Below are 19353 nucleotides of genomic sequence, written 5' to 3'. Positions count from 1 at the left end.
TCAGCTCCCAATCCGCGGGTCCAGGCGGGAATACGCCACGTCCACCAGGATATTCACCACGATCACCACCAGCGAGCTGAGTACCAGTACGCCCATGACGACCGGAAAATTGCGGCTCATCACGCTGTCAAACAGGACCTGGCCGATACCGGGCCAGCTGAATACGGATTCCACCACGACGCTGCCGCCCAGCACGGTGCCGAGCTGCAGGCCGAACAGGGTCACCACAGGCAGCAGGGCATTGCGCATCATGTGCCCGGTTATCACGCGCAGCCGGCTCAAACCCCTGGCCCGGGCGGCGCGCACAAAATCCAGCTGGGCGATTTCCAGCATCGAGGCGCGCATCACCCGCGCGTAGGTAGCGGCGTAAAACAGGCCCAGGGTCAGCGCCGGCAGCACCAGATGATGGGCGATATCCAGCGTCCTCCCCCAGGGCCGCTCATCCGCGCCGATGGTTTCCATCCCCCCCACCGGAAACCAGCCGAGTTTGACCGAGAACAGGATAATCATCATGATGCCGAGCCAGAAACCGGGCGCGGCGAAACAAAGCACCGCCAGCGCCGATATCAGCGTATCCCAGGCGCTGTTGACTTTTATGGCGGCCAGCACGCCCGCGCCGACGCCCACCAGCAGGGCCACCGCGATGCTTGCCAGCATCAGCAGCAGCGTGGCGGGCAGGTGCGATAGGATCACGTCCAGCACCGGCAGGTTATGCCGGTAGGAAAACCCCAGATCCAGCCGGGCCACCGCGCCGATATACTTGAGCAATTGCAGCCACGCCGGCTGATCCAGTCCATAGAGCGCGCGCAGCCGATCGATCATCGCCGGATCGGTGACCTGCTGCTCGGCGGTCATCACGTCCAGCAGGCTGCCGGGCACGCATTTCATCAACACGAAATTGATGATAACTACCCCGAGCAGCAGCGGCACCGCTTGCAGCAGGCGCCGCAGGATAATGCGCGTCATGCCGCTACCCCGCCAGCCAGACATCGTTCAGGGACGCGCCCTGGACATTGGCATCGGTGGTAAAGTCGCGGACATTGGCGCGCGCCAGGGTGTAGGACTGCATTTCCACCAGGGGCACGATGGGCACATCGGTGCTGGCCAGCCGGGAAAATTGATGGACCAGGTCGCGGCGTTTGGCTTCGTCCACCTCCACCGTGATATTGCCCACCAATTCGTCCATCGCCGGATTGCTGTAGCCGGTGGCGTTGCGAAAAGCGCCGCCTTTTACGATGCCGTCGCTGGTAAAAAACTGGGTTACCGTCGGCACCGGCTCCAGCGGGGCGGTAAAGTTGGAGATGGCGATATCATAATCGTAATCGCTATAAATCCGTTTCAGCGCCGTGGCGCGATCCACCGAATCGAGACGTACGGTGATATTGAGATCCTCCAGGGCCTGTTTCAGGTACTGGCCCAGCTTGGCGTTTTCCTCGAACCAGGCCGCCGCCAGCAGGTTGACGGAGAACCGGCTGCCGTTTTTCACCGGCAGGCCGGCGGCATCCAGCAGGGCGGCCGCTTTTTTTACGTCAAACTCATACTTGGGAACCTCATCGGTGAAAAACAGGGTATTGCTGCTGAAAATCGGCGCCACCGCCGGTTTCCCCCGGCCGAAATAGATAGTGTTGACGATAAAATCGCGATCGATGCCATGTAGGATCGCCTGGCGCACTTCGCGGCGTTTAACCACCTCGCGCCGCTGGTTAAATTCCACCGTTACCGTCCAGGCGCTGTTTTCATAACCACTGGTGTCAAGCACCACCTGGCCGGTTTTCAGCAACCGGTCAACTTCCCTGGCGGGCACGGGATTCGAGTAGCCGAGTCCCAGTTCCCCGGTTTCCAGGGCGGCGGTACGCGACGCCGCGTCGCTCCACCACCTGACCAGCAGTTTGTCGAGATAGGGTTGGTTGGGCGACCAGTACTGGTCATTGCGGCGGTATTGAACATAGCTGCCGCGCGTCCATTTATCGTAGATCCATGGGCCGGTGCCCACCGGCTGGTTATTCAGCGGATTGGTAAGAATATCCTTGCCCGCATATAAATGTTTCGGCAGCAGCAGTTGGTACTGGCCCGCCAGTATGGATTTGAGGAAGAATTCCGGCACCGGGCGATCAAAACTCAGCCGCACGTGATGGGTATCCAGCGCGGTGGCGGCGTTCAGGGCTTTCAGGGCGATGCCGGCTGAAATGGCCTTCCAATGCTCGATGACGTTGTACACGACGTCGTCCGCGGTAAAATCGGCGCCGTCATGCCACTTCACACCCTGGCGCAGGGTGATGTCATAACTTTTATAGTCGGGAGCGGCCACCACCGACTCGGCCAGCGCCGGCTGGAAATGCAGCTGGTTGTCGAGCTTCAGCAGGCGCTCCAGGATTTTGGTCGAGGTCTGGAACGGCGACGAACCGCCGCCGCCCGGCACAAACAGCGCCTGCGGCTCAAGTCCGCCCCAGGAGATGACCAGAGTACCGCCCCGGCGCGGCGCGGCGCCCGCCACCTCGGCGGCGGAGGCGTTGGCCACCAGCCCTATGCCCGGCATGCCGCTGGACAGCGCCGCCAGCGATCCGCCCACGCCCAGGATGCCCAGAAACTTACGCCGTGAAAATTGTCCGTTCATGATGAAACTCCTGGTTGTGCGACGCCGGTGGCGTAACTTGCGCGGCCGATGGCCAGCAATTGGTGTTGTTCATTAAACACGTCGACATCGGCCACGCCGATGGTGCGGCCGATGCGCCGGCTGCGCGCCACGACCCGCAGGGACGTATTCACCGCCGGGCGCAGGTAGTCGACGCGAAAGTTGACCGTGGGCAAACCTGCGCCGACCATCATCGCCAACGCGAAATCCCCGACGGTATCGATAATCGAAGCCAGCGGTCCGCCATGCCATTGGCCGCTGCCGGCGCTGCGCTCGAACTCCGCCCGCATCGGCACCGTGACCGTCAGGATTTGTTGATCGTAATCCACCGATTCGACGCGCAGTTGCAGCCAGGCGATAAAGGGCGATGAAAGGAATTTTTCCTCGATTTGCGTTTTGCTCAACCGCGTATTCATACCACCACCACTTTGCCAGTCACCTGGCGTTGTTCCAGCGAAGCCAGCGCCTGCGCGCCCTGCTCCAGCGGCCACTGGCGATCAATTAGGACGTCGAGCCGTTTGTCGCGCACCAGCTCCAGCAGTTGATGCAGATCCTCGCGCTCCCAGCCATTGGAACCGCGGATCTGCAATTCATAGGTCCAGATATAACGCAGATCCTCGGCGGGATTAAAACCGGCGGTCGCGCCGCAGGTCAGCAGCCGCCCCCCAACCCGCAGGCAGCGCAGGGATTTGACCCAGGTATCGCCACCGGTAAAATTGACCACCACGTCCACTCCGCCCGGCACGGCGGCATGGCGCGACCGGGCGGGTTTGCCGAAACGCCGGAACACCTCTTTGGCGAAATCCTGTTCGGTGTACAGGATGATATGGTCGGCGCCGATGGCGCGCAGACGTTCGGCTTTATCCTCGCTGCCGGCGCAGGCAATCACCTGCGCGCCGGCCAGCTTCGCCAATTGCACGCAACAGACCCCGACGCCGCCGCTGGCGCCGAGGATCAATACCTTTTCCCCGGCCTGTATCTGGCCGATAGCCACCATCATGCGCCGGGCGGTGCCATAGGCCACCGGCAGCGCCGCCGCTTCGGCGAAGCTGATTTCATCCGGCAAAGCGATCAACTGATGGGCCGGCGCCCGGCATAGTTCGGCGAGGCCGCCGTGGGTGGTCTCGCCCACCAATCCGCCGTCTACCCGGTTTATCGGGTCCACCACCACGCGGTCGCCGATCCGCCATCCGGTCACGCCTTCGCCTAAAGCGACGATCTCGCCGGCTACGTCCAGGCCGATAATAAGCGGCAAGGGCAACGTAATGCCCGGCATGCCGCGCCGGGTAAACACATCATGGTAATTAAGCGAGGAGGCGCGCACGCGCAGCACCACATCCCCCCTGCCGGCGACGGGATCGGGAAAGTCGTTTTCCAACCGCAGGTTTTCATTACCGCCATGTTCACGTAATACGATGGCTTTCATGCTTAACGCACCTTAAAATAAGAAAATCAGGAGGCTGCGAACAGCAAAGCGACATTGAAAGCGCGATCCGCGCTAATCAGCAAGGTATCCGGCGCCGGGGATGACGTCTGGATGCCGCGGCGCTGAAAATAGTCGGCGCTCGCGCTCAGCGACGAGACCGTAAACTCAAGCGCCACCATGCGTTCGGTGCCGTTTTCGCCTGTAGGGACCTGGCCATAAAGTCCGGCGGCCCGCTGGGGAGTGATAAATCGCACCTGGGTTTTGCCCGCCTGCAGCCGATAGCCGCCCTGGCCGTCGGCATCAATAACCTCCCGGCCAAACAGCGTGCCGTAAAGACCGGCCGCCGCCGCGGGATCGGCCGCGGCAATCACCAATGCGCTGATATCCACGGCGCCGTTCGGGTGCTGGCGCCAGGGGGAACGCCAGACCAGTTCCGGCGTGTCATGCTGGCAAAAAAAACTGCGGCCGTTTTTTACCCGCTCGGCGGCCAGCCTGACGGTGCGAAAGCGAGCGTCAGGCCGGCTGCCGTCGGGCAGTTCCACCGGACGGGAAAATGAACCGGGGGGATCGCCGGCCAGGCCGACGGATTGCAGATGGCGGTAGACCGCATCGGCGTCGGTGGTTTTCCACACCAGGCCGGTGAGCCCGAGGGGCGCGTTCCAGAGGTCCTGGCGTTTATCGGCGTTACCCGCCTCAAACCCCAGCAGCTCGAAATAATTTTCGCCAAAAATGGCTAAATGGTTGCTGGAGCCCAGCGAATGGTGACCCCGCGGCGTCAACTGGAATCCTAAAAGCGTAAATAATTGCTGCGTTTCATCAAGCTTGCCCGCGACATTAATTACCGCGTGATCCACTACCGGAATTAAGGCACCCATTAACTTTTACCTGACTATCCAATAACTAAACCGAGGTATAACTCTAACCAAGGCTTGGACGGATGCCAAAGTACAAATCCGGTAAAGATTAACTGGAAACCGGCTAAGGCTGGTGGGGGGCCAGAAAAAAAAAGACCTGAGCCCCGGTAGATGCCAGGAGCCAGGTCTTGCCTGCCGACGCAGTGATAACCTTTTGCTATTGCGCCGTTACCGCTGCGCCTGCACGGTATTCGGTTCATTGGTCTTATCGGGGTCCTTGCGTTCCACCGTCGACGATGCATTGCGCAGTTTTTCCACCTGTCCGGCGCTGACCGCCGGCGCGTCATTGCCCCAGGCGCTGCGGATAAAGCTGAGTAAATCCGCCGCCTGTCGGTCGTCAAGCCGCCAGCCGAAGTCCGGCATGGTCAATCCCGTCACGGCGTCTTTGGTGACCGCCATCTTGCCGCCATGCAATACGATGCTGATGAGCGAAGAAGGGTCGTCGCTCAACACCACCGGGTTATGCGCCAGCGCCGGGAAGGTTTTGGCATATCCCCTACCGTCGATACGATGGCAGGCGGCGCAGTTGTCCATATATTCCTGCGCCCCCGGCTTGCTCATATCGCCCCGGATCAGCGCCGCGGAGGTGGCGTCATCCGCCGCCGGCGCCGGCGCCCCGGCGGCGGCGGGTTTCAGCGATTTGAGATACACCGCCATCGCCCGTAAATCCGCATCGTTCAGGTATTGCGTACTGTGCTCAACCACATCCGTCATGGACCCAAACGCCGCGCTGCTATCGGTGCGGCCGGTTTTCAGGAACATCGCCAATTCATCCGCCGACCAGCGTCCCAGTCCGTCCTTGCCGTCGCCGGTAAGATTGGGCGCATGCCAGCCTTCCAGCGTGCCGCCGGTCAGGTAGGCCGAGTCGGATTGATCCAGCGCCTTCTCCTGGAACGCGATGCCGCGCGGCGTATGGCAGGTGCCGCAATGCTCCAGCCCCTGCACCAGATAGGCTCCCCGGTTCCACTCGGCGCTTTGTCCCTGGTCCGGCCGGAACGCGTCATCGTCATGGAATACCCAGTTCCAGGCCGCCAGCGGCCAGCGCATATTCAGCGGCCAGGGGATATCGCTGTCGCGGTTGGCCTGCTTGACCGCCGGCACCTGATGCATAAAGAAGTCATACAGCGCGTGCATATCTTCATCATTAATCCTGGCAAACGAGGTATAAGGCATGGCCGGATAGAGGTGATGGCCGTCTTTCGCCACCCCTTCGCGCACGGCTTTGGTAAAATCCTCATAGCTGTATCCGCCGATCCCGGTAGCGTTATCCGGGGTGATGTTGGTGGAGTAAATGGCCCCCAACGGCGTGGACATCTTCAGTCCGCCGGTAAACGGTTTGCCGCCGGCCGCGGTGTGGCAGGCCACGCAGTCGCCGGCGGTGGCCAAATATTGTCCTTCGCTTACCGGCTGGCCAGCGGTCGCCGCGTTAGCCGCGCCCGGCAACAGCGCCAGCGCCATCAAGGGAAGCGCTGCATTCCATAGAACGTTCATCTCGGTTCCTTCCCTGTTAAGCCTGGACCAGCGGTCCGGGGTTGGCCAAATACTGCGTACGAATCGCATTGGCGGCAAATAGCGCGGTGGCGCCGACAATACCGGTCGGGTTGTACGACAGGTTTTGCGGGAAACAGCAGGCGCCCAGCACAAACAAATTGGGCACATCCCAACTTTGCAGGTACTTATTCACCACGCTGGTGGCGGGATTATCGCCCATCACCGCGCCGCCGGTGGTATGGGTGGACTGGTAGGGACGCACATCGTAGTGGGCGTTCATGCCTTTAAAGCCCATTTCGTAATGCTTCGGCCCGATGGCCTTGGCGATTTCCTCCGCCTTGCCGCCGATGAAGTTGGTCATCTTGAGCTCGTTTTGCTGCCAGTCGAACGTCATGCGCAGCAGCGGCTGCCCGTGATGATCTTTATAAGTGGGATCGAGATCGAGATAGCACTGTTTATACGGCATCACCGATCCGGAAGAGCCGACGCTCATGGTGTGCAGGTAACTTTCCTTGATCGCCTTTTTCCACCCGGTTCCCCATTTCGGCGCATGGTTGGAAATACTCATCTGCTGGATCGGACGGCCGCCGGTGATGGTGGCGGAAATAGTGGCGCCGCCGACAAACCCTAAACCGCCGTGGTCAAAGTTTTCCGCGTTAAAATCATCGATAAAGGTCCCGGTGGCGCCGGTGGCGGCAAAGGGGTTGAAATTGGTGTCGGGATCGAAGAACAGCGAGACGCCGCCGTTCATCTGGTAGGCATAGTTGCGCCCGACCACGCCGTCGCCGGTGGCGGGATCGTAGGGCTTGCCGATTTTCGACAGCAGCAGCAGACGCACGTTGTGCAATTGGAATGCGCTCAGCACCACCAGGTTGGCGGGCTGTTCCACTTCCTGGCCGTTGGCGTCGATATAGGTGACGCCGGTGGCCCTGGCGCCGGTGGAATCGGTATTGACGCGCAGCACGTGGGACTGGGTGCGCAGCTCGAAGTTTTTATACTGATAGAGGGCCGGCAGCACACAGCTCTGCGGCGACGCCTTGGAGTAGTTGAAGCAGCCGAAGCGCTCGCAAAAACCGCAGTAGTTGCACACGCCCAGCTGGACGCCATACGGATTGGTATAAGGTTCGCTGCACAGCGCCGCCGGCAGCGGGAACGGATGATAGCCCAGCCCGGTCGTCGCTTTGCTGAACAGCATGCCGGAATACTGCTGCTTAAGCGGCCTGGTCGGGTAAGGGTTCTGGCGCGGCGCTTCAAAGGGATTGCCGCCGGCGATTTTTTCACCCTTAAGGTTGCCGGCGTGCCCGGCGGTGCCGCAGATCTTCTCGAACTTATCGAAAAACGGTTCCATCTCCGCATACGTAAACGGATAGTCCTGCACCGTCATGTCCCGGGGAATAAAATCCGCGCCGTAACGCTCGATTACGGTGCTGCGCATCCTGAGATCGGCCTCCAGCGGACGCCACAGCATGCCGTTCCAGTGCACCCCGGCGCCGCCTACGCCGTCGCCCGGCAGGAAAGAGCCGAAGCGCCGGTACGGCAGCGCGGTTTCGCCGGAGGTATGCCGTACGGTCACTGTCTCTTTCGAGGCATTCTGGAACAGCTTTAACCGGATACCGTAGGTCAGTTCATCCATGATGCGCGGGTAGGCGAAATCGGGATACGTGTCGCGCTGCTCGCCGCGCTCCAGCGCCAGTATTTTCAGGCCGGTTCCCGCCAGCTCCATCGCCATCAGCGAACCGGTCCAGCCGAAACCGACGATAACAATATCGACCGGGTCTTGTTTAATCGCCACGTTTACACACTCCTCTTCCCTGAAATACTGACCGGACCCAGCGGATAGGGCTTATTGGGATGGTCCATCGTTTGCTGGTTGTCGGCGCGCGCGCCCGGGAAACCGATCAGTTTCCACGAGGCCAGCGTTTGATTACCGCCATGCATGGGGTCGGCCAGATAACCCTCTTTGGCATTATCCAGCAGTTGGGTAAAAAATAGCGTGCCCGGCACGTTATCGAACGTCAGCTTGCCATCTTCCAACTGGTGCAGCACCGCGTCCTGCTGCTCGGGGCCAAGGTCGGCAAAGACATGTTGAAACTGCCGCCGGCAGTAATCGTCCACGGCTTTAATACCGCGGCGATAGGTGTCGCGCGGAGCCAGCGGGGATTGATAGCCCAATTCGGCCGCGGCCTCGGCAAAGGGGGGCTGCATATACCATAAATGGCCGTAGCCGTAGGGCAGCTCCATCTGCTTATCGATATAGACCGGCACTCCTTCGCTCACCGCGCCCGGCCCGTATTCATCCGTGGGAATCAGCCGGTCGGCGGCGGCCAGGATAAAACGCCATTCGTCGTTGTTGAAAAAAATGGGGACATAGTGGGCGGAAACGCCTGCGGATGCGGGTGCGGCTGCCTGGCCGGCGAAGGAAACAACGCCGCTCCCGGCTGCGGCCAGCGGGATAAGCGACAGCGTTTGTTGCAGAAAACGCCGCCGTGAGGGGATACCCTCGTCATTTTGCTTGCTCATAAATCTTCCATTAAAGGGTGTTGATCAATGCGCCAGGCACTACCGCAACCAGCCCGGTACGTCGTGGCTAATAATTATTTGTGTGATAATTTTACAGGTAGAATAAGCGCTATTTTTGTCAATACAAGTTATAGAAATGTTAATTTATGTAAATAACACCGAGAGTTACCGGTAACATTTCAGCTGCAGGAATTTATAATAATTTGATTTTGATAATTATTATTTCACGGCATAGATGGGGGATTTTGTTTATGACAAAAAGATGTTTTCCATGCTAATTATCGCGCCCTTACCGCCAAGCCGATGAAGGCTTACGTTGTTATTCGATACGCAATGCGTCGGCGCAAACCACGATGAATATCAACGCCCAGGGCTTGATCGCCACCGCAGAATCCATCGGCACACCAAATCCAGGCCGGGTTATCGATTCCTTTGAGGCATGTTGCAGGCAAGATCCGCGCCTGCCTGGCCGGCTAAAAGAACGCGGTAGGCAGCAGCGAATTAACCCAACGCACCGGGATGTGGGGCCGGTCATCCCCTGGGCGGGGTTCGGGCAGCGTTACACGTATTTATTCAAATATTCAGATAAGCATAAAATCGCCATCGCCTGGCCATAGGGCATGGACGTCAGCGGGATCTGGCGATAATAGTCAAGGTCGCTGCCCATGGCCGTACCGAACGAGACGCGGGTCAGTTCGCCTTGCGCATTGACATTGGCGATGACGCCGGCTATCGCTTTTTCCGCCATGGGCAGATAAGCGCCGTCGATATAACGTTTACGCACCGCTTTTAGAATGCCATAAGCAAAGCCGGCGGTAGCCGAGGCTTCCAAATAGGAATCCGGGTCATCCAACAACGTATGCCATAATCCGCTTTCATCCTGGCATGCGGCCAGCGCGTCAATTTGGCTTGTTAATATTTGCAGCAGAAAGCGACGGGTGGCATTGCGTTCGGGCAGGTCCAGCAGTTCGATGAATTCCGGGATCGCCACCGTTAACCAGCTATTGCCCCGCGCCCAGCGGGCATGGGCAAAGTTATGCTTACCTTCGAAATTCCAGCCATGGAACCATAGGCCGGTTTCACGATCCATCAAATACTGGGTGTGCAATAAAAACTGGTAGGTGGCCTCTTCGACAAACTCCGGCCGGTTAAGCAATTTGCCGATTTTCACCAGCGGCAGCACGCTCATCATTAATGTATCGTCCCACATTTGCTGGTGATTTTCATTATTATAAACAATGTGCTGCAGTCCCTGTTTTTCCGTGCGCGGCATGTCATACATCACCCATTCGGCCCAGCGCTCCAGATAGGGGCGCCACTGCGGATGAGGGGTTTCTTCATACATATAGGCCAGCGTCAAAAACGGGCAGACCGTATTGACGTTTTTGGTCGGGGTGCCTTTAGCCAGGCTATTGGCAAACCATTGATCCAGAATGGCGCGCATCGCCTTATCACCGGTCTGGCGATAGTATTGATAAATTCCATACAGGCCAATGCCGTGGGTCCATTCCCAACCCGCGGCCCAGCCTTTGGTATCGATAACCCGGCCATCGTCCAGCCGCAGCAAGAATTCACCGGTGGTATCTTTAATATTGACCAAATTATCGGTAATTTTACAAATTAATGATTTAAGATCGTCCCGCGAAATGAAATGTTCCGGCTGGCGCAATAACGCGCTGTGTTTTACTTTAAAAACGGCCATTATTATTCCTTACTTTACCTTAATTTGATTCACACATGCTCCAATCGGGATTCTTTCCCCGGAATATCCTTGCCGTGGTTCAAATAACCGATGTTGTTGTTTCCCCACAGCGATTCATATTTCATGCCGGCCAGCATTTCAACCGTCGCCCGGGCTTGGGGGGTAATATCCTGCGGAACCGGCCGATTCGCCGCGCGCATCTTGCGGATTTCCTCCTGCAAGACCCGATGGGTTTTCAGGTTCAGTTTGAATCGGAGGGAAATATAGAAACCGATACAGAGAATGATCACCGTGCCGACGCACAGGACGGCGAGAATGGTATGCTTGACGCCCGGTGCCTGGGTGCTTTGCCCCGAAACAAAACCGGATATCTGCAAGATAATCCCCACCAGCATTACCGCACCGGCCTGGGAGGCTTTACGGGTCAGGGTCATAATGCCGGCAAATACCCCCTCGCGCCGCTGCGCGGTGATCGCTTCATCCACATCGGCAATATAAGTATAAATATTCCAGGGAACATAATTGATGCCGCCCCGGCCCAGTCCGGCAATACCGGAGATCGCCATCAACAGCAGGAAATTATAATCGAGGCTGAAATAATACAGGGCGCCATAAGCGATTGCCGCGATACCGAACAACGTCACCACCAGGCGATACGAAGGCGCCGGCCCAAGGCGAATACACAATGGGATCATGCACAGCACGGCTATCAGTTGAAGAATCGACATAACGCCCATCAATTGTGACGCCACCGTCGCGCTTTGCATCAGGACAAAAACCACATAGTAGGTAAATACCGCGTTAAATATGTCCTGCGCGATATAGCCGCCTAAATACAATCCCAGGTGCTGTCGGAAAATACGAATACGCAACGTTGAAGACAGCTCTATATGCAGTCGCTTCAGACTTTGCATCAAGGTTAACTGCTGCTTTTCCCGTTCAAGTTTCAGGGTGGCTTCCGATTTGAGTTCCGCAGGCCGTTCCCAGGTAAACAGATAAACCAGCGTTAACATAACGGCGCACAGGGTGGAGAATACCAGGCTGGCGTAAAAGAAGGAGATGGCGTTATCTTTACCAAAATGCGCTAACAGTACGCCGGGTAAAAACGCGGCCAGGATGGCGGAGGTTTGCGCCAGCGCGATACGCGCGCCTGAAAATTTCGCTTTCTGTTTGAAATCGTCGGTCATTTCAGGCACCAGGGTTTCATAAGGTACCAATATCATGGTGTAGACCGAGTCAAACAGCAGATATGTGAACAGGTAATACCAGAACTCCATATGCCCCATCCACATCAGACTGTAGCTGAACACGCAGGGGATACCCAACAGAATAAAAAACTTACGCCGGCCGAAATGCTTGCCTAACCACGTATTGCCGAAGTTATCGGTTAAAAACCCCATCAAGGGGCTCAATACCGCATCCAGTACCCGGGCGGAAAAGAAAATAAACGTCGCCTCTATCGCGGTTAACCCGCAAAAGGTCGTATAAAAATAGAGCAACCATGCCGAGGTGAGCGCCGTGGTGCCGGCCCCCAGAAAATCACCAGAACCGTAGGCCAGATAATTATGTAATCGGATTTTACGTGTTGTCATCGTTAACCTGCCCATAGTGGAATCATTGTAGACATGACCCGGTGCGAACTGACTACTGCCTGCCATTCGATGATTCACGATATCCCCGCGGCTGACGAAGAACCTCCCGGTTTTTGCCACTATTTCCCAGGATATGGCAAACAAATAAAGAACCGGCCGATCCACCTCAAATAATTGAAAGGCAGGTTTATAATTAAAGAAAATGTATTTTATAAATGATGCCATCAGGCTCATGCGTAGCGCGACCCGACTTTATATACCGGGCCGGGATGGTTTATCATTTCAGTTGGGAGTGGTTGATTATGAAAGCAGTCATTCTGTTAGCGGAAGGGTTTGAAGAAGCGGAAGCGATCATTATTATCGATCTTTTGCGACGCCTGGACATACACGTGGATACGCTGGCCTGCCAGGACCGGTTAGACGTGGTCAGTTATCATAATATCCGCATGTTCGCAGACCATCTGCTGGCTGACCGGCAGCATACGTTGTTTGACGCAGTCATTATTCCCGGAGGCCCCGCCGGCACCGTCAACCTGGCGGCCAATCCGCGGGTGGTGGAATTTATCAGGCGCCACGACGAAGCACAGCGATTGATTTGCCCCATCTGTTCGGCGGCGGCACGGATATTAGGCGCGCATAATTTATTACGCGGGCGCCGCTATGTCTGTTCGGGCGATCTATATCAGCAGGTGACCGGCGGCATCTATGTTGATAATCCGGTGGTGGAGGATGGCAATCTGGTTTGCGGCAAAGGATTAGGGGTGGCATTCGATTTTGCCGCGGCCATAGCCTATCGCCTGACCGGCGCAAGAGAAAACATCGATTTCCAACTCGACCATATTTATTATAAAAGCGCAAGCCATGCGGATTAAGCGCAACGGAAGAAATCGGTCCGAATGCCTTGACATTGAATTTAACCGCGCGGGAAATTTCAATCCCGCGTCAGCCGGTGTTTATGTCCCTTCATCAAACTCAGCGATGCGCTGTAAGCGGCGCCTTCGTCCCCCGCCATGATCGCTTCATAAATCTTTTTATGTTCATTGAGGCACATGCCGCCTTCCTTTGACGAATACGCAAAAAACCACTTAAAGATAGTCGTCAATACATTACCAAACGGGACATAAAAACAGTTTCCGGAGGAGATAAAAATCATCCGGTGAAACTGGGTATCCACATCCACCCAGAGCTGGGCATCAAAGTTCTCCGCGACGTGACGCATCTGGCGGTAAATCCGCGACAGTTCAATCCGCTGTTCTTTGCTGGCGTTGACCGCGGCAAGCGCAGTGGCGTGCGGTTCGATTGCTTTGCGAAATTCAAGAAACTGGTGATAGATATCTTCGGTTGCTTCCATGCCCTGCATCCATTCCAGCAATTGCGGGTCGAGCATGTTCCATTGCGGCCGCTCTTTAACCCGGGTACCGATTTTGGGGCGTGACTCCAGCAACCCCTTGGAGGTCAGCAATTTCAAAGCTTCGCGCAGGGCGGTGCGGCTGACGCCGAACTGCTCGCCGAGTTCGATTTCGCTCGGCAAGATGGCGCCCGCGGCCAGTTCGCCGGAGAGGATCTTGCGGGCGATATCGCGCGCGATATGAGTATTCAGGCCGCGGGTCATACCGGCGGCGGTTTCAAACTGCATCGTCATGCGGGTCTCTTTTTCCTGTTGCGGATTGTCGACATCATAGTTCAGGTAGCGGAGCGCTGCATGCTCCGCCGGCCTGAAACTCCCGAACCGTGCGCTATGGCGCCAACTGGCCGCCGTTGACGTCTAAAATCTGGCCGGTAATGTAGCCGCTGCACGCGTGCGAGGCGAAAAACAGGTAGCTTGGCGCCAGTTCTTCACTGGTGCCAAAACGTCCCATCGCAATGGTGCCGGCAATTTTCTCGCGGACTTCCGCGCTTTTATCGGCGTGGAACACCGTGTCGATGGTACCCGGCGCGATCACGTTGAAACGGATATTGTCTTTGGTGAATTCCTTCACCCAATTACGGTGAACGTTATGCAGCCAGGCTTTGGAGGCCGCATACAGACTGGCGCCCGGGCCGCCGCCTTCGCGTCCGGCAATCGAGCCGGTGCTGATCACCGACGTGGTTTTACCGGTTTGTTGCGCCGCGCGGCGTAAATGCGGAATAGCATATTTAGTGACCATCAGCGCCGAACGGGCGTTAAGATCCATTACTTGCTCGTAAAACGCATCGTCGATATTTTCCAGCCCCTGGCGTCCGCCCAGACCGCCCGCGTTATTGATCAGTACGTCAAGGCCGCCAAAACGCTCGACGAAATTCGCCACCAGCGCCGCGCACTCGGCTGATTTCGTCACATCCGCCGGGAAATACGCCACTTCGCCGCCGTGTTGGGCAATGTCCGCCGCCAGCCGCCCAAGGCTGTCATCATGACGGTGGCCGTTAATACCCACTTTCGCGCCCGCCGCGGCAAACGCCCGCGCCGCCGCCAGGCCGATGCCTTTAGTCGAACCGGTAATCAAAACACGCTGGCCTTGCAAATCGTTAAACATAAATGCTCCTTCATTAATCATGGGTGTAAAGCGGTGCGACGGATTGCCACGCCACGTTGAACGCGTTCTCCGCGGCCGGCGCGGCGCCGTTATTGATACGAACGTTTAGTGTCCGGTTTTCACTGCAATGGATGTTCAGTTCGGTCAGCCGCGCGTCGTGGCAAACGACGCTGACCTTTAAGACCTGGCCCCGCGCGCCGAGCGAGGTTTCCGTGGCTTCATCAAAATAGCCGTGCGTTTCGAAAACGCTGGCAAAAATAGCGTTCGCGCCGTGGGTGCGCAGTAAAAGCGCCGGTTCATTACGCAGATTGAAATGCGGATCGCCGGCGCCGGTGCGCGCGACGATCGTTTCACCGCCGGCGGGAAACGCGCTGACCAGCGTCCGGTAACAGTCGCCGTCAAGCCAGCTGAATAAGGCGGAGCCGCCCGGCGCAACCGCGCCGCGCGCGCAGTCCCACAGATGCTGATAACCATGGCTTTCGCCGAGGGGGGCTAATTGCACGGCAACGTCGAGCCCGACATCGCTGCGCACCCACTGTCCGAGATAATGCAGGCAGTAATCGTAGCGATGCGGTTTATCGCCGGCCAGGCTGAATACGTCCACGATCAGCGGGGAACTGAACTCCGGCAGGCTGAGCATCAGCAGGGTTCGCTGCTGATCAACGCCGGGATAATAGTCGTGCAGCCTGGCGCTCATGCCCTGTCCCGCCTGGTGGCCGGTCACAAAGAAATGGCGCTCGCCCCAGCGTTTTTCGGCTGCCAGGCTTTGCCCGCCGTTCTGGCTTTGTCCGTCAACCACCACCGTGTTGTGGGCGACGGTTTGTTTGCAATAGCTGTTGTTTTCGGGAATGTAGCGCCCGCCGAATTTTGGTTCGACGTTCACCCAGCGGCCAAACCCGTAGTCGCGCAAATACTCGCGCCCGCGATTGAACAGGCTGAGATGCAGGCCGTCGAAATGCCCGTGATTCAGCGCCGAATGCAGGCGCGGGATGCTGCCGTGCTGTCCGTACCACATCAGCGCCATGCTTTGGTCGTCCGTATCGCTGCGCAAAATACCGACGCCGCCCCGGGTGCCTTGCGGCCCATCCCTGAGTTCCGCGCTGCCCCAGTTCAGGGGTTGCGCAGGCGCCTCCTGCAACGCGGCGGACAAATCCAGCGCCGCCGGGCTGACCCACAGGGTTTGCTGCCGCTGCGCCACGGCGATCCATTGCGGATTGGGCGGATAACGGTGATAACACACGCTGGCGGCAATCACCGCGCCGTCATCGCGCAGATTGATGGATTTGGAGGAATCATTGAGCGCTGGCCAGGTACCGTCGGGAAACACGGTCTGCATCAGCGCTTCGCAGGTTTTACGGATAATCTGGTCGCGGAACTGATAAATCTGCAACTCCGGCTGCCGCCGCTCCAGCGCCTCGGCCAGCAACAGCAGCGGGCGCAGCGCGAAACGGTGATAATACGGCCCTTCGATATAATAGCCGTCCGGAGAAAACAACTGGCCGAGTTGCGCGTAAAACCCGCCGCTTTCACCGTCGCCCCGCAGGCCGTACAGCGCTTTTTCGACCAGCGATGCATCGTCGAGCGCGTAACCTCCCATCGCCGCCGCGGCCACCGACCAGATCCCGTGGTTGTGCACGATATCAAAATCTTTGCCGTGGCGGTTCAGCGCGTCGTCGGCCATTACGCGAAACAGATTATCTTCAATGTGCGCGCGCTGGCTTTGGCCGAGCGACGGGATAAGGCAATGATAGCCTTCCACGGCATATAGCCAGAACATGTTTTCATTCAGCGTTTGGTGAAAAAGGCGTCCCGGGGCATTGCTGTCTTTGCTGGTCGCGCTGCCCAGCGTCGGATAAATGTCGGCATAGCCCTTGAGCAGCGTCAGGGCAAAGTCGCGGTAACGTGGCTCGCCGGTGATCAGAAACAAGCGTCCGGCCAGGTTGATGTGCACATAATTCCGCTTATGCCGGGTATGCTCCGGGCCGCCCGCTTCACCGTGGCCGGGGATTTCCTGCGGCTGCGTGATATAGCTTTCCAGCGCCGAGATGTGTGCCCGCAGCGCGTTTGCCAGCGGACCCTCCGCGTCGATCTGCCCGCGCAGTTTTTCCGCTTCCGCGGGAGTAATCAGTAAAGGCTGCCAGGTGCTCATTTTCAGTTCTCCCGTGCGGCAGGTTGTGGAGCAGATTGTGGAGTAGGTAGGCGTCGGCGGTCTGCGGCGCGGCGCTATGATTATGCAATTGCCGACGCACCTCCGCCATTTGCGCAGCGTGCAAAAAATGCCGGTTCCGCCGCCCGCAGCGCGCCGGCGCAACCGAGCATCAGCACGGCGGCCGCGGCCTGCCTTGCCCGCCATTTACGGCCCTGCAATGACGTCATATGGTCTCCCGAATCGGCTATTGGCCGATGCTTTAGTAATACTAATAAAGCACCTTACGGCAAGACTCGCCAGTTAACAGCAGCATAAAAGCCCTAATAATGCCTATCAAGTGACGAAAGTCACAATCTGATAACAAAATGGACTTTTCTTATTTGTCCGACTTTTAATTTTACCACCCTCTTCTACGCTTGCTCAATACGGCCTCAAAAATACCTCACCTGCAAACGAGAGAGTAACGGCAATGGATATCAATGTTCTGGTCATGATCGGTTACTTCGTCTTAATGATTGCCATCAGTTATGCCTTCAAAAAGATGGCTTCCGGCTCTTCGAGCCATTACTTCCGCGGTGGCGGACGAATGCTGTGGTGGATGGTCGGTGCCACCGCCTTCATGATTCAGTTTAGCGCCTGGACCTTTACCGGCGCCGCCGGGCAGGCCTACCGCTACGGTTTTAACGTGGTCAGCGTATTTGCCGGTAACGTGTTCGGTTACCTGGTCGCCTGGTGGTGGTTCGCCGCCCGCTTTCGCCAGCTGCGCGTCGATACCGCCACCGAGGCCATCAACCATCGCTTCGGCAAAGGCAACGAACAGTTTTTCACCTGGATGATTATTCCGCTGAGCATTCTCAGCGCCGGCGTGTGGCTAAACAGCCTGGCGGTGTTTGCCAGCGCGGTGTTCCAGCACGACATCACGCTGACGCTGTGGGTCACCGGCCTGGTGGTGCTGGTGATTTCACTGTTAAGCGGGGCATGGGGCGTGGTGGCGAGCGATTTTGTGCAGACGCTGGTGGTGGCGATCATTTCCATCGCCTGCGCGATGGTGGCGCTGGTTAAAGTCGGCGGCCCGGTCAAACTGGTGACCGAATTCCCTGCCGGGTTTTTCACCGGCCCGGGCGTCGGCCCGCATTACATCTCGCTTCTGGCGGCCTGTTTCCTGTTCTTCTTTATCAAAAATGTGCAGAGCATCAATAACCTGCAGGATTCCTACCGCTTTCTGAATGCCAAAGACAGTTTCAATGCGAAAAAGGCCGCGCTGTTTGCGCTGCTGCTGATGCTGGTCGGGACGATTATTTGGTTCATCCCGCCCTGGGCGGTCGCCATTCTTTATCCTGACGCCGCCACCGCACACCCGGAACTGGGGAAAAACGCCACCGATGCGGTATATTTGATTTTCGCCGAACGCGCGATGCCGATGGGCACGGTCGGGCTGCTGATGGCCGGATTGTTTGCCGCCACCATGTCGTCGATGGACTGCGCGCTGAACCGTAATTCGGGGATTTTCGTGCGCAGCTTCTGGACGCCGATCGTCAACCGCAATACCGGACGCAGCGATAAATATCAGCTGCGCGTCGGGCAAATCGCCTGCCTGGTAAACGGCGTGCTGGTGATTCTGGTGGCGCAATACATGCATACCATGCAGACGGTCAGCCTGTTCGATCTCATGATGAAAGTCGGCACGCTGATGCAGGCGCCGATTATCGTGCCGCTGTTCCTCGGCGTGTTCATCCGCAAAACGCCGGACTGGGCGGCGTGGGTCACCGTACTGTTCGGGCTGTGCGTGTCTTATATCGTCGCCAACGTGTTTACCGCGCCGGACGTGGCGCGGCTGCTGGGTATTCCCCTGACGCCGCGTGAAATACTGGATGTCGCGATCATGTGGAACATCTTCGCGCATTTGGTCTTTACCGGCGGGTTCTTCTGCCTGACGACGCTGTTTTATCGCCAAGGGGCTACGGCGCGCGATACCCAGCGCGAGCAGTTTTTCGCGGACATGGAACGACCCGTGTACGCCGATAATGAACAGGACGAATTCGACCGCCTGCAACGCGATAAAATCGGCCGCATTTCGATGTATATGGGCGCCGGTTTGCTGTTAATGGTGCTGGTGCCGAACCCGCTGTGGGGCCGGTTCCTGTTCCTGCTGTGCGCCCTGTCGATTCTGACCTTCGGCTGGGTTTTGCATCGCAGCGCGGAGAAAGGCATGAAAGCGGCGCTGGCCGAAAAAGCGCGCAAAGGAAACGTGGCGACGTCGCACAGGTAAGGTGGAACGGTGAAAAAATGCGGGGTATTTTTATTATTGCCCTAATTTTATTGCGGATATTTTTGTCCGGCACGATGAGTCGATAAATGGAATTGTTAAGTTAAAAAACCGGATTAGAAATCTGATTATATCACTAAGGGACCGC

General features: G+C 57.6%; 15 protein-coding genes. 2 read left to right on the top strand and 13 right to left on the bottom strand.

Annotated features, from left to right (window positions below):
• From ACL2XP_RS08695 to ACL2XP_RS08650, 10 genes are all read right to left on the bottom strand, one after another.
• Complete coding sequence (locus ACL2XP_RS08695) at window positions 1-966, bottom strand: ABC transporter permease (RefSeq protein WP_413738337.1); 966 nt, start codon at window positions 964-966, stop codon at window positions 1-3.
• Window positions 967-970: 4 nt separating this feature from the next.
• The gene (locus tag ACL2XP_RS08690) at window positions 971-2614 is read right to left on the bottom strand and encodes an ABC transporter substrate-binding protein (RefSeq protein WP_413738336.1); all 1644 of its coding nucleotides are present in this window, start codon (window positions 2612-2614) and stop codon (window positions 971-973) included.
• Complete coding sequence (locus ACL2XP_RS08685) at window positions 2611-3048, bottom strand: PaaI family thioesterase (protein ID WP_413738335.1); 438 nt, start codon at window positions 3046-3048, stop codon at window positions 2611-2613. The genes ACL2XP_RS08690 and ACL2XP_RS08685 overlap by 4 nt, the downstream gene beginning before the upstream one ends.
• Complete coding sequence (locus tag ACL2XP_RS08680) at window positions 3045-4058, bottom strand: quinone oxidoreductase family protein (protein WP_413738334.1); 1014 nt, start codon at window positions 4056-4058, stop codon at window positions 3045-3047. The genes ACL2XP_RS08685 and ACL2XP_RS08680 overlap by 4 nt, the downstream gene beginning before the upstream one ends.
• A gap of 26 nt (window positions 4059-4084) precedes the next feature.
• A complete protein-coding gene (locus ACL2XP_RS08675; protein WP_413738333.1) occupies window positions 4085-4933 on the bottom strand; it encodes a VOC family protein in 849 nt (282 codons plus the stop codon).
• Window positions 4934-5140: 207 nt separating this feature from the next.
• Window positions 5141-6463, bottom strand: a complete 1323-nt coding sequence (locus tag ACL2XP_RS08670; RefSeq protein WP_413738331.1) for a c-type cytochrome — start codon at window positions 6461-6463, stop codon at window positions 5141-5143.
• A gap of 16 nt (window positions 6464-6479) precedes the next feature.
• Window positions 6480-8255: a GMC family oxidoreductase gene (locus ACL2XP_RS08665; RefSeq protein WP_413738330.1), complete on the bottom strand. Its 1776-nt coding sequence runs from the start codon at window positions 8253-8255 to the stop codon at window positions 6480-6482.
• 2 nt (window positions 8256-8257) lie between these two features.
• Window positions 8258-8983, bottom strand: coding sequence for a gluconate 2-dehydrogenase subunit 3 family protein (locus ACL2XP_RS08660; protein ID WP_413738329.1), 726 nt, complete (start codon window positions 8981-8983; stop codon window positions 8258-8260).
• Between the two features lie 559 nt (window positions 8984-9542).
• Window positions 9543-10685, bottom strand: a complete 1143-nt coding sequence (locus ACL2XP_RS08655; protein ID WP_413738328.1) for a glycoside hydrolase family 88/105 protein — start codon at window positions 10683-10685, stop codon at window positions 9543-9545.
• 29 nt (window positions 10686-10714) lie between these two features.
• Window positions 10715-12277, bottom strand: coding sequence for an MFS transporter (locus tag ACL2XP_RS08650; protein ID WP_413738327.1), 1563 nt, complete (start codon window positions 12275-12277; stop codon window positions 10715-10717).
• A 302-nt stretch (window positions 12278-12579) separates the two neighbouring features.
• Here ACL2XP_RS08650 and ACL2XP_RS08645 point away from each other — a divergent pair, with 302 nt between their 5' ends.
• Window positions 12580-13149 (top strand): DJ-1/PfpI family protein, encoded by a 570-nt coding sequence (locus ACL2XP_RS08645; RefSeq protein ID WP_413738325.1) that lies wholly within the window; start codon window positions 12580-12582, stop codon window positions 13147-13149.
• A 59-nt stretch (window positions 13150-13208) separates the two neighbouring features.
• On the opposite strand, the gene ACL2XP_RS08640 is transcribed toward ACL2XP_RS08645, so the two are convergent.
• The 3 genes from ACL2XP_RS08640 to ACL2XP_RS08630 all read right to left on the bottom strand — a co-directional run bounded on the left by ACL2XP_RS08640 (window position 13209) and on the right by ACL2XP_RS08630 (window position 16939).
• Window positions 13209-13919 (bottom strand): FadR/GntR family transcriptional regulator, encoded by a 711-nt coding sequence (locus ACL2XP_RS08640; protein ID WP_413738323.1) that lies wholly within the window; start codon window positions 13917-13919, stop codon window positions 13209-13211.
• Between the two features lie 94 nt (window positions 13920-14013).
• Entirely contained in the window at window positions 14014-14790 is a 777-nt protein-coding gene (locus tag ACL2XP_RS08635) for an SDR family NAD(P)-dependent oxidoreductase (RefSeq protein WP_413738321.1), read from the bottom strand.
• Window positions 14791-14803: 13 nt separating this feature from the next.
• Complete coding sequence (locus ACL2XP_RS08630) at window positions 14804-16939, bottom strand: heparinase II/III family protein (protein ID WP_413738320.1); 2136 nt, start codon at window positions 16937-16939, stop codon at window positions 14804-14806.
• 469 nt (window positions 16940-17408) lie between these two features.
• On the opposite strand from ACL2XP_RS08630, the gene ACL2XP_RS08625 reads away from it, so the two are divergent.
• Window positions 17409-19208, top strand: coding sequence for a sodium:solute symporter family transporter (locus ACL2XP_RS08625; RefSeq protein ID WP_413738318.1), 1800 nt, complete (start codon window positions 17409-17411; stop codon window positions 19206-19208).
• Window positions 19209-19353: the final 145 nt, after the last annotated feature.

The organism is Sodalis sp. RH21, from assembly GCF_047324175.1.
Taxonomy (GTDB): domain Bacteria; phylum Pseudomonadota; class Gammaproteobacteria; order Enterobacterales; family Enterobacteriaceae; genus Acerihabitans.
This window is presented reverse-complemented; position numbering and strand designations above follow the sequence as displayed.

Excerpts from the sequence above, each read along its gene's own strand:
- ACL2XP_RS08690 (WP_413738336.1), bottom strand. The coding sequence starts at position 2,614 with ATGAACGGACAATTTTCACGGCGTAAGTTTCTGGGCATCCTGGGCGTG.
- ACL2XP_RS08625 (WP_413738318.1), top strand. The coding sequence starts at position 17,409 with ATGGATATCAATGTTCTGGTCATGATCGGTTACTTCGTCTTAATGATT.
- ACL2XP_RS08630 (WP_413738320.1), bottom strand. The coding sequence starts at position 16,939 with ATGAGCACCTGGCAGCCTTTACTGATTACTCCCGCGGAAGCGGAAAAA.
- ACL2XP_RS08675 (WP_413738333.1), bottom strand. The coding sequence starts at position 4,933 with ATGGGTGCCTTAATTCCGGTAGTGGATCACGCGGTAATTAATGTCGCG.
- ACL2XP_RS08660 (WP_413738329.1), bottom strand. The coding sequence starts at position 8,983 with ATGAGCAAGCAAAATGACGAGGGTATCCCCTCACGGCGGCGTTTTCTG.
- ACL2XP_RS08640 (WP_413738323.1), bottom strand. The coding sequence starts at position 13,919 with ATGACGATGCAGTTTGAAACCGCCGCCGGTATGACCCGCGGCCTGAAT.
- ACL2XP_RS08670 (WP_413738331.1), bottom strand. The coding sequence starts at position 6,463 with ATGAACGTTCTATGGAATGCAGCGCTTCCCTTGATGGCGCTGGCGCTG.
- ACL2XP_RS08645 (WP_413738325.1), top strand. The coding sequence starts at position 12,580 with ATGAAAGCAGTCATTCTGTTAGCGGAAGGGTTTGAAGAAGCGGAAGCG.
- ACL2XP_RS08695 (WP_413738337.1), bottom strand. The coding sequence starts at position 966 with ATGACGCGCATTATCCTGCGGCGCCTGCTGCAAGCGGTGCCGCTGCTG.
- ACL2XP_RS08655 (WP_413738328.1), bottom strand. The coding sequence starts at position 10,685 with ATGGCCGTTTTTAAAGTAAAACACAGCGCGTTATTGCGCCAGCCGGAA.
- ACL2XP_RS08635 (WP_413738321.1), bottom strand. The coding sequence starts at position 14,790 with ATGTTTAACGATTTGCAAGGCCAGCGTGTTTTGATTACCGGTTCGACT.
- ACL2XP_RS08680 (WP_413738334.1), bottom strand. The coding sequence starts at position 4,058 with ATGAAAGCCATCGTATTACGTGAACATGGCGGTAATGAAAACCTGCGG.
- ACL2XP_RS08650 (WP_413738327.1), bottom strand. The coding sequence starts at position 12,277 with ATGACAACACGTAAAATCCGATTACATAATTATCTGGCCTACGGTTCT.
- ACL2XP_RS08685 (WP_413738335.1), bottom strand. The coding sequence starts at position 3,048 with ATGAATACGCGGTTGAGCAAAACGCAAATCGAGGAAAAATTCCTTTCA.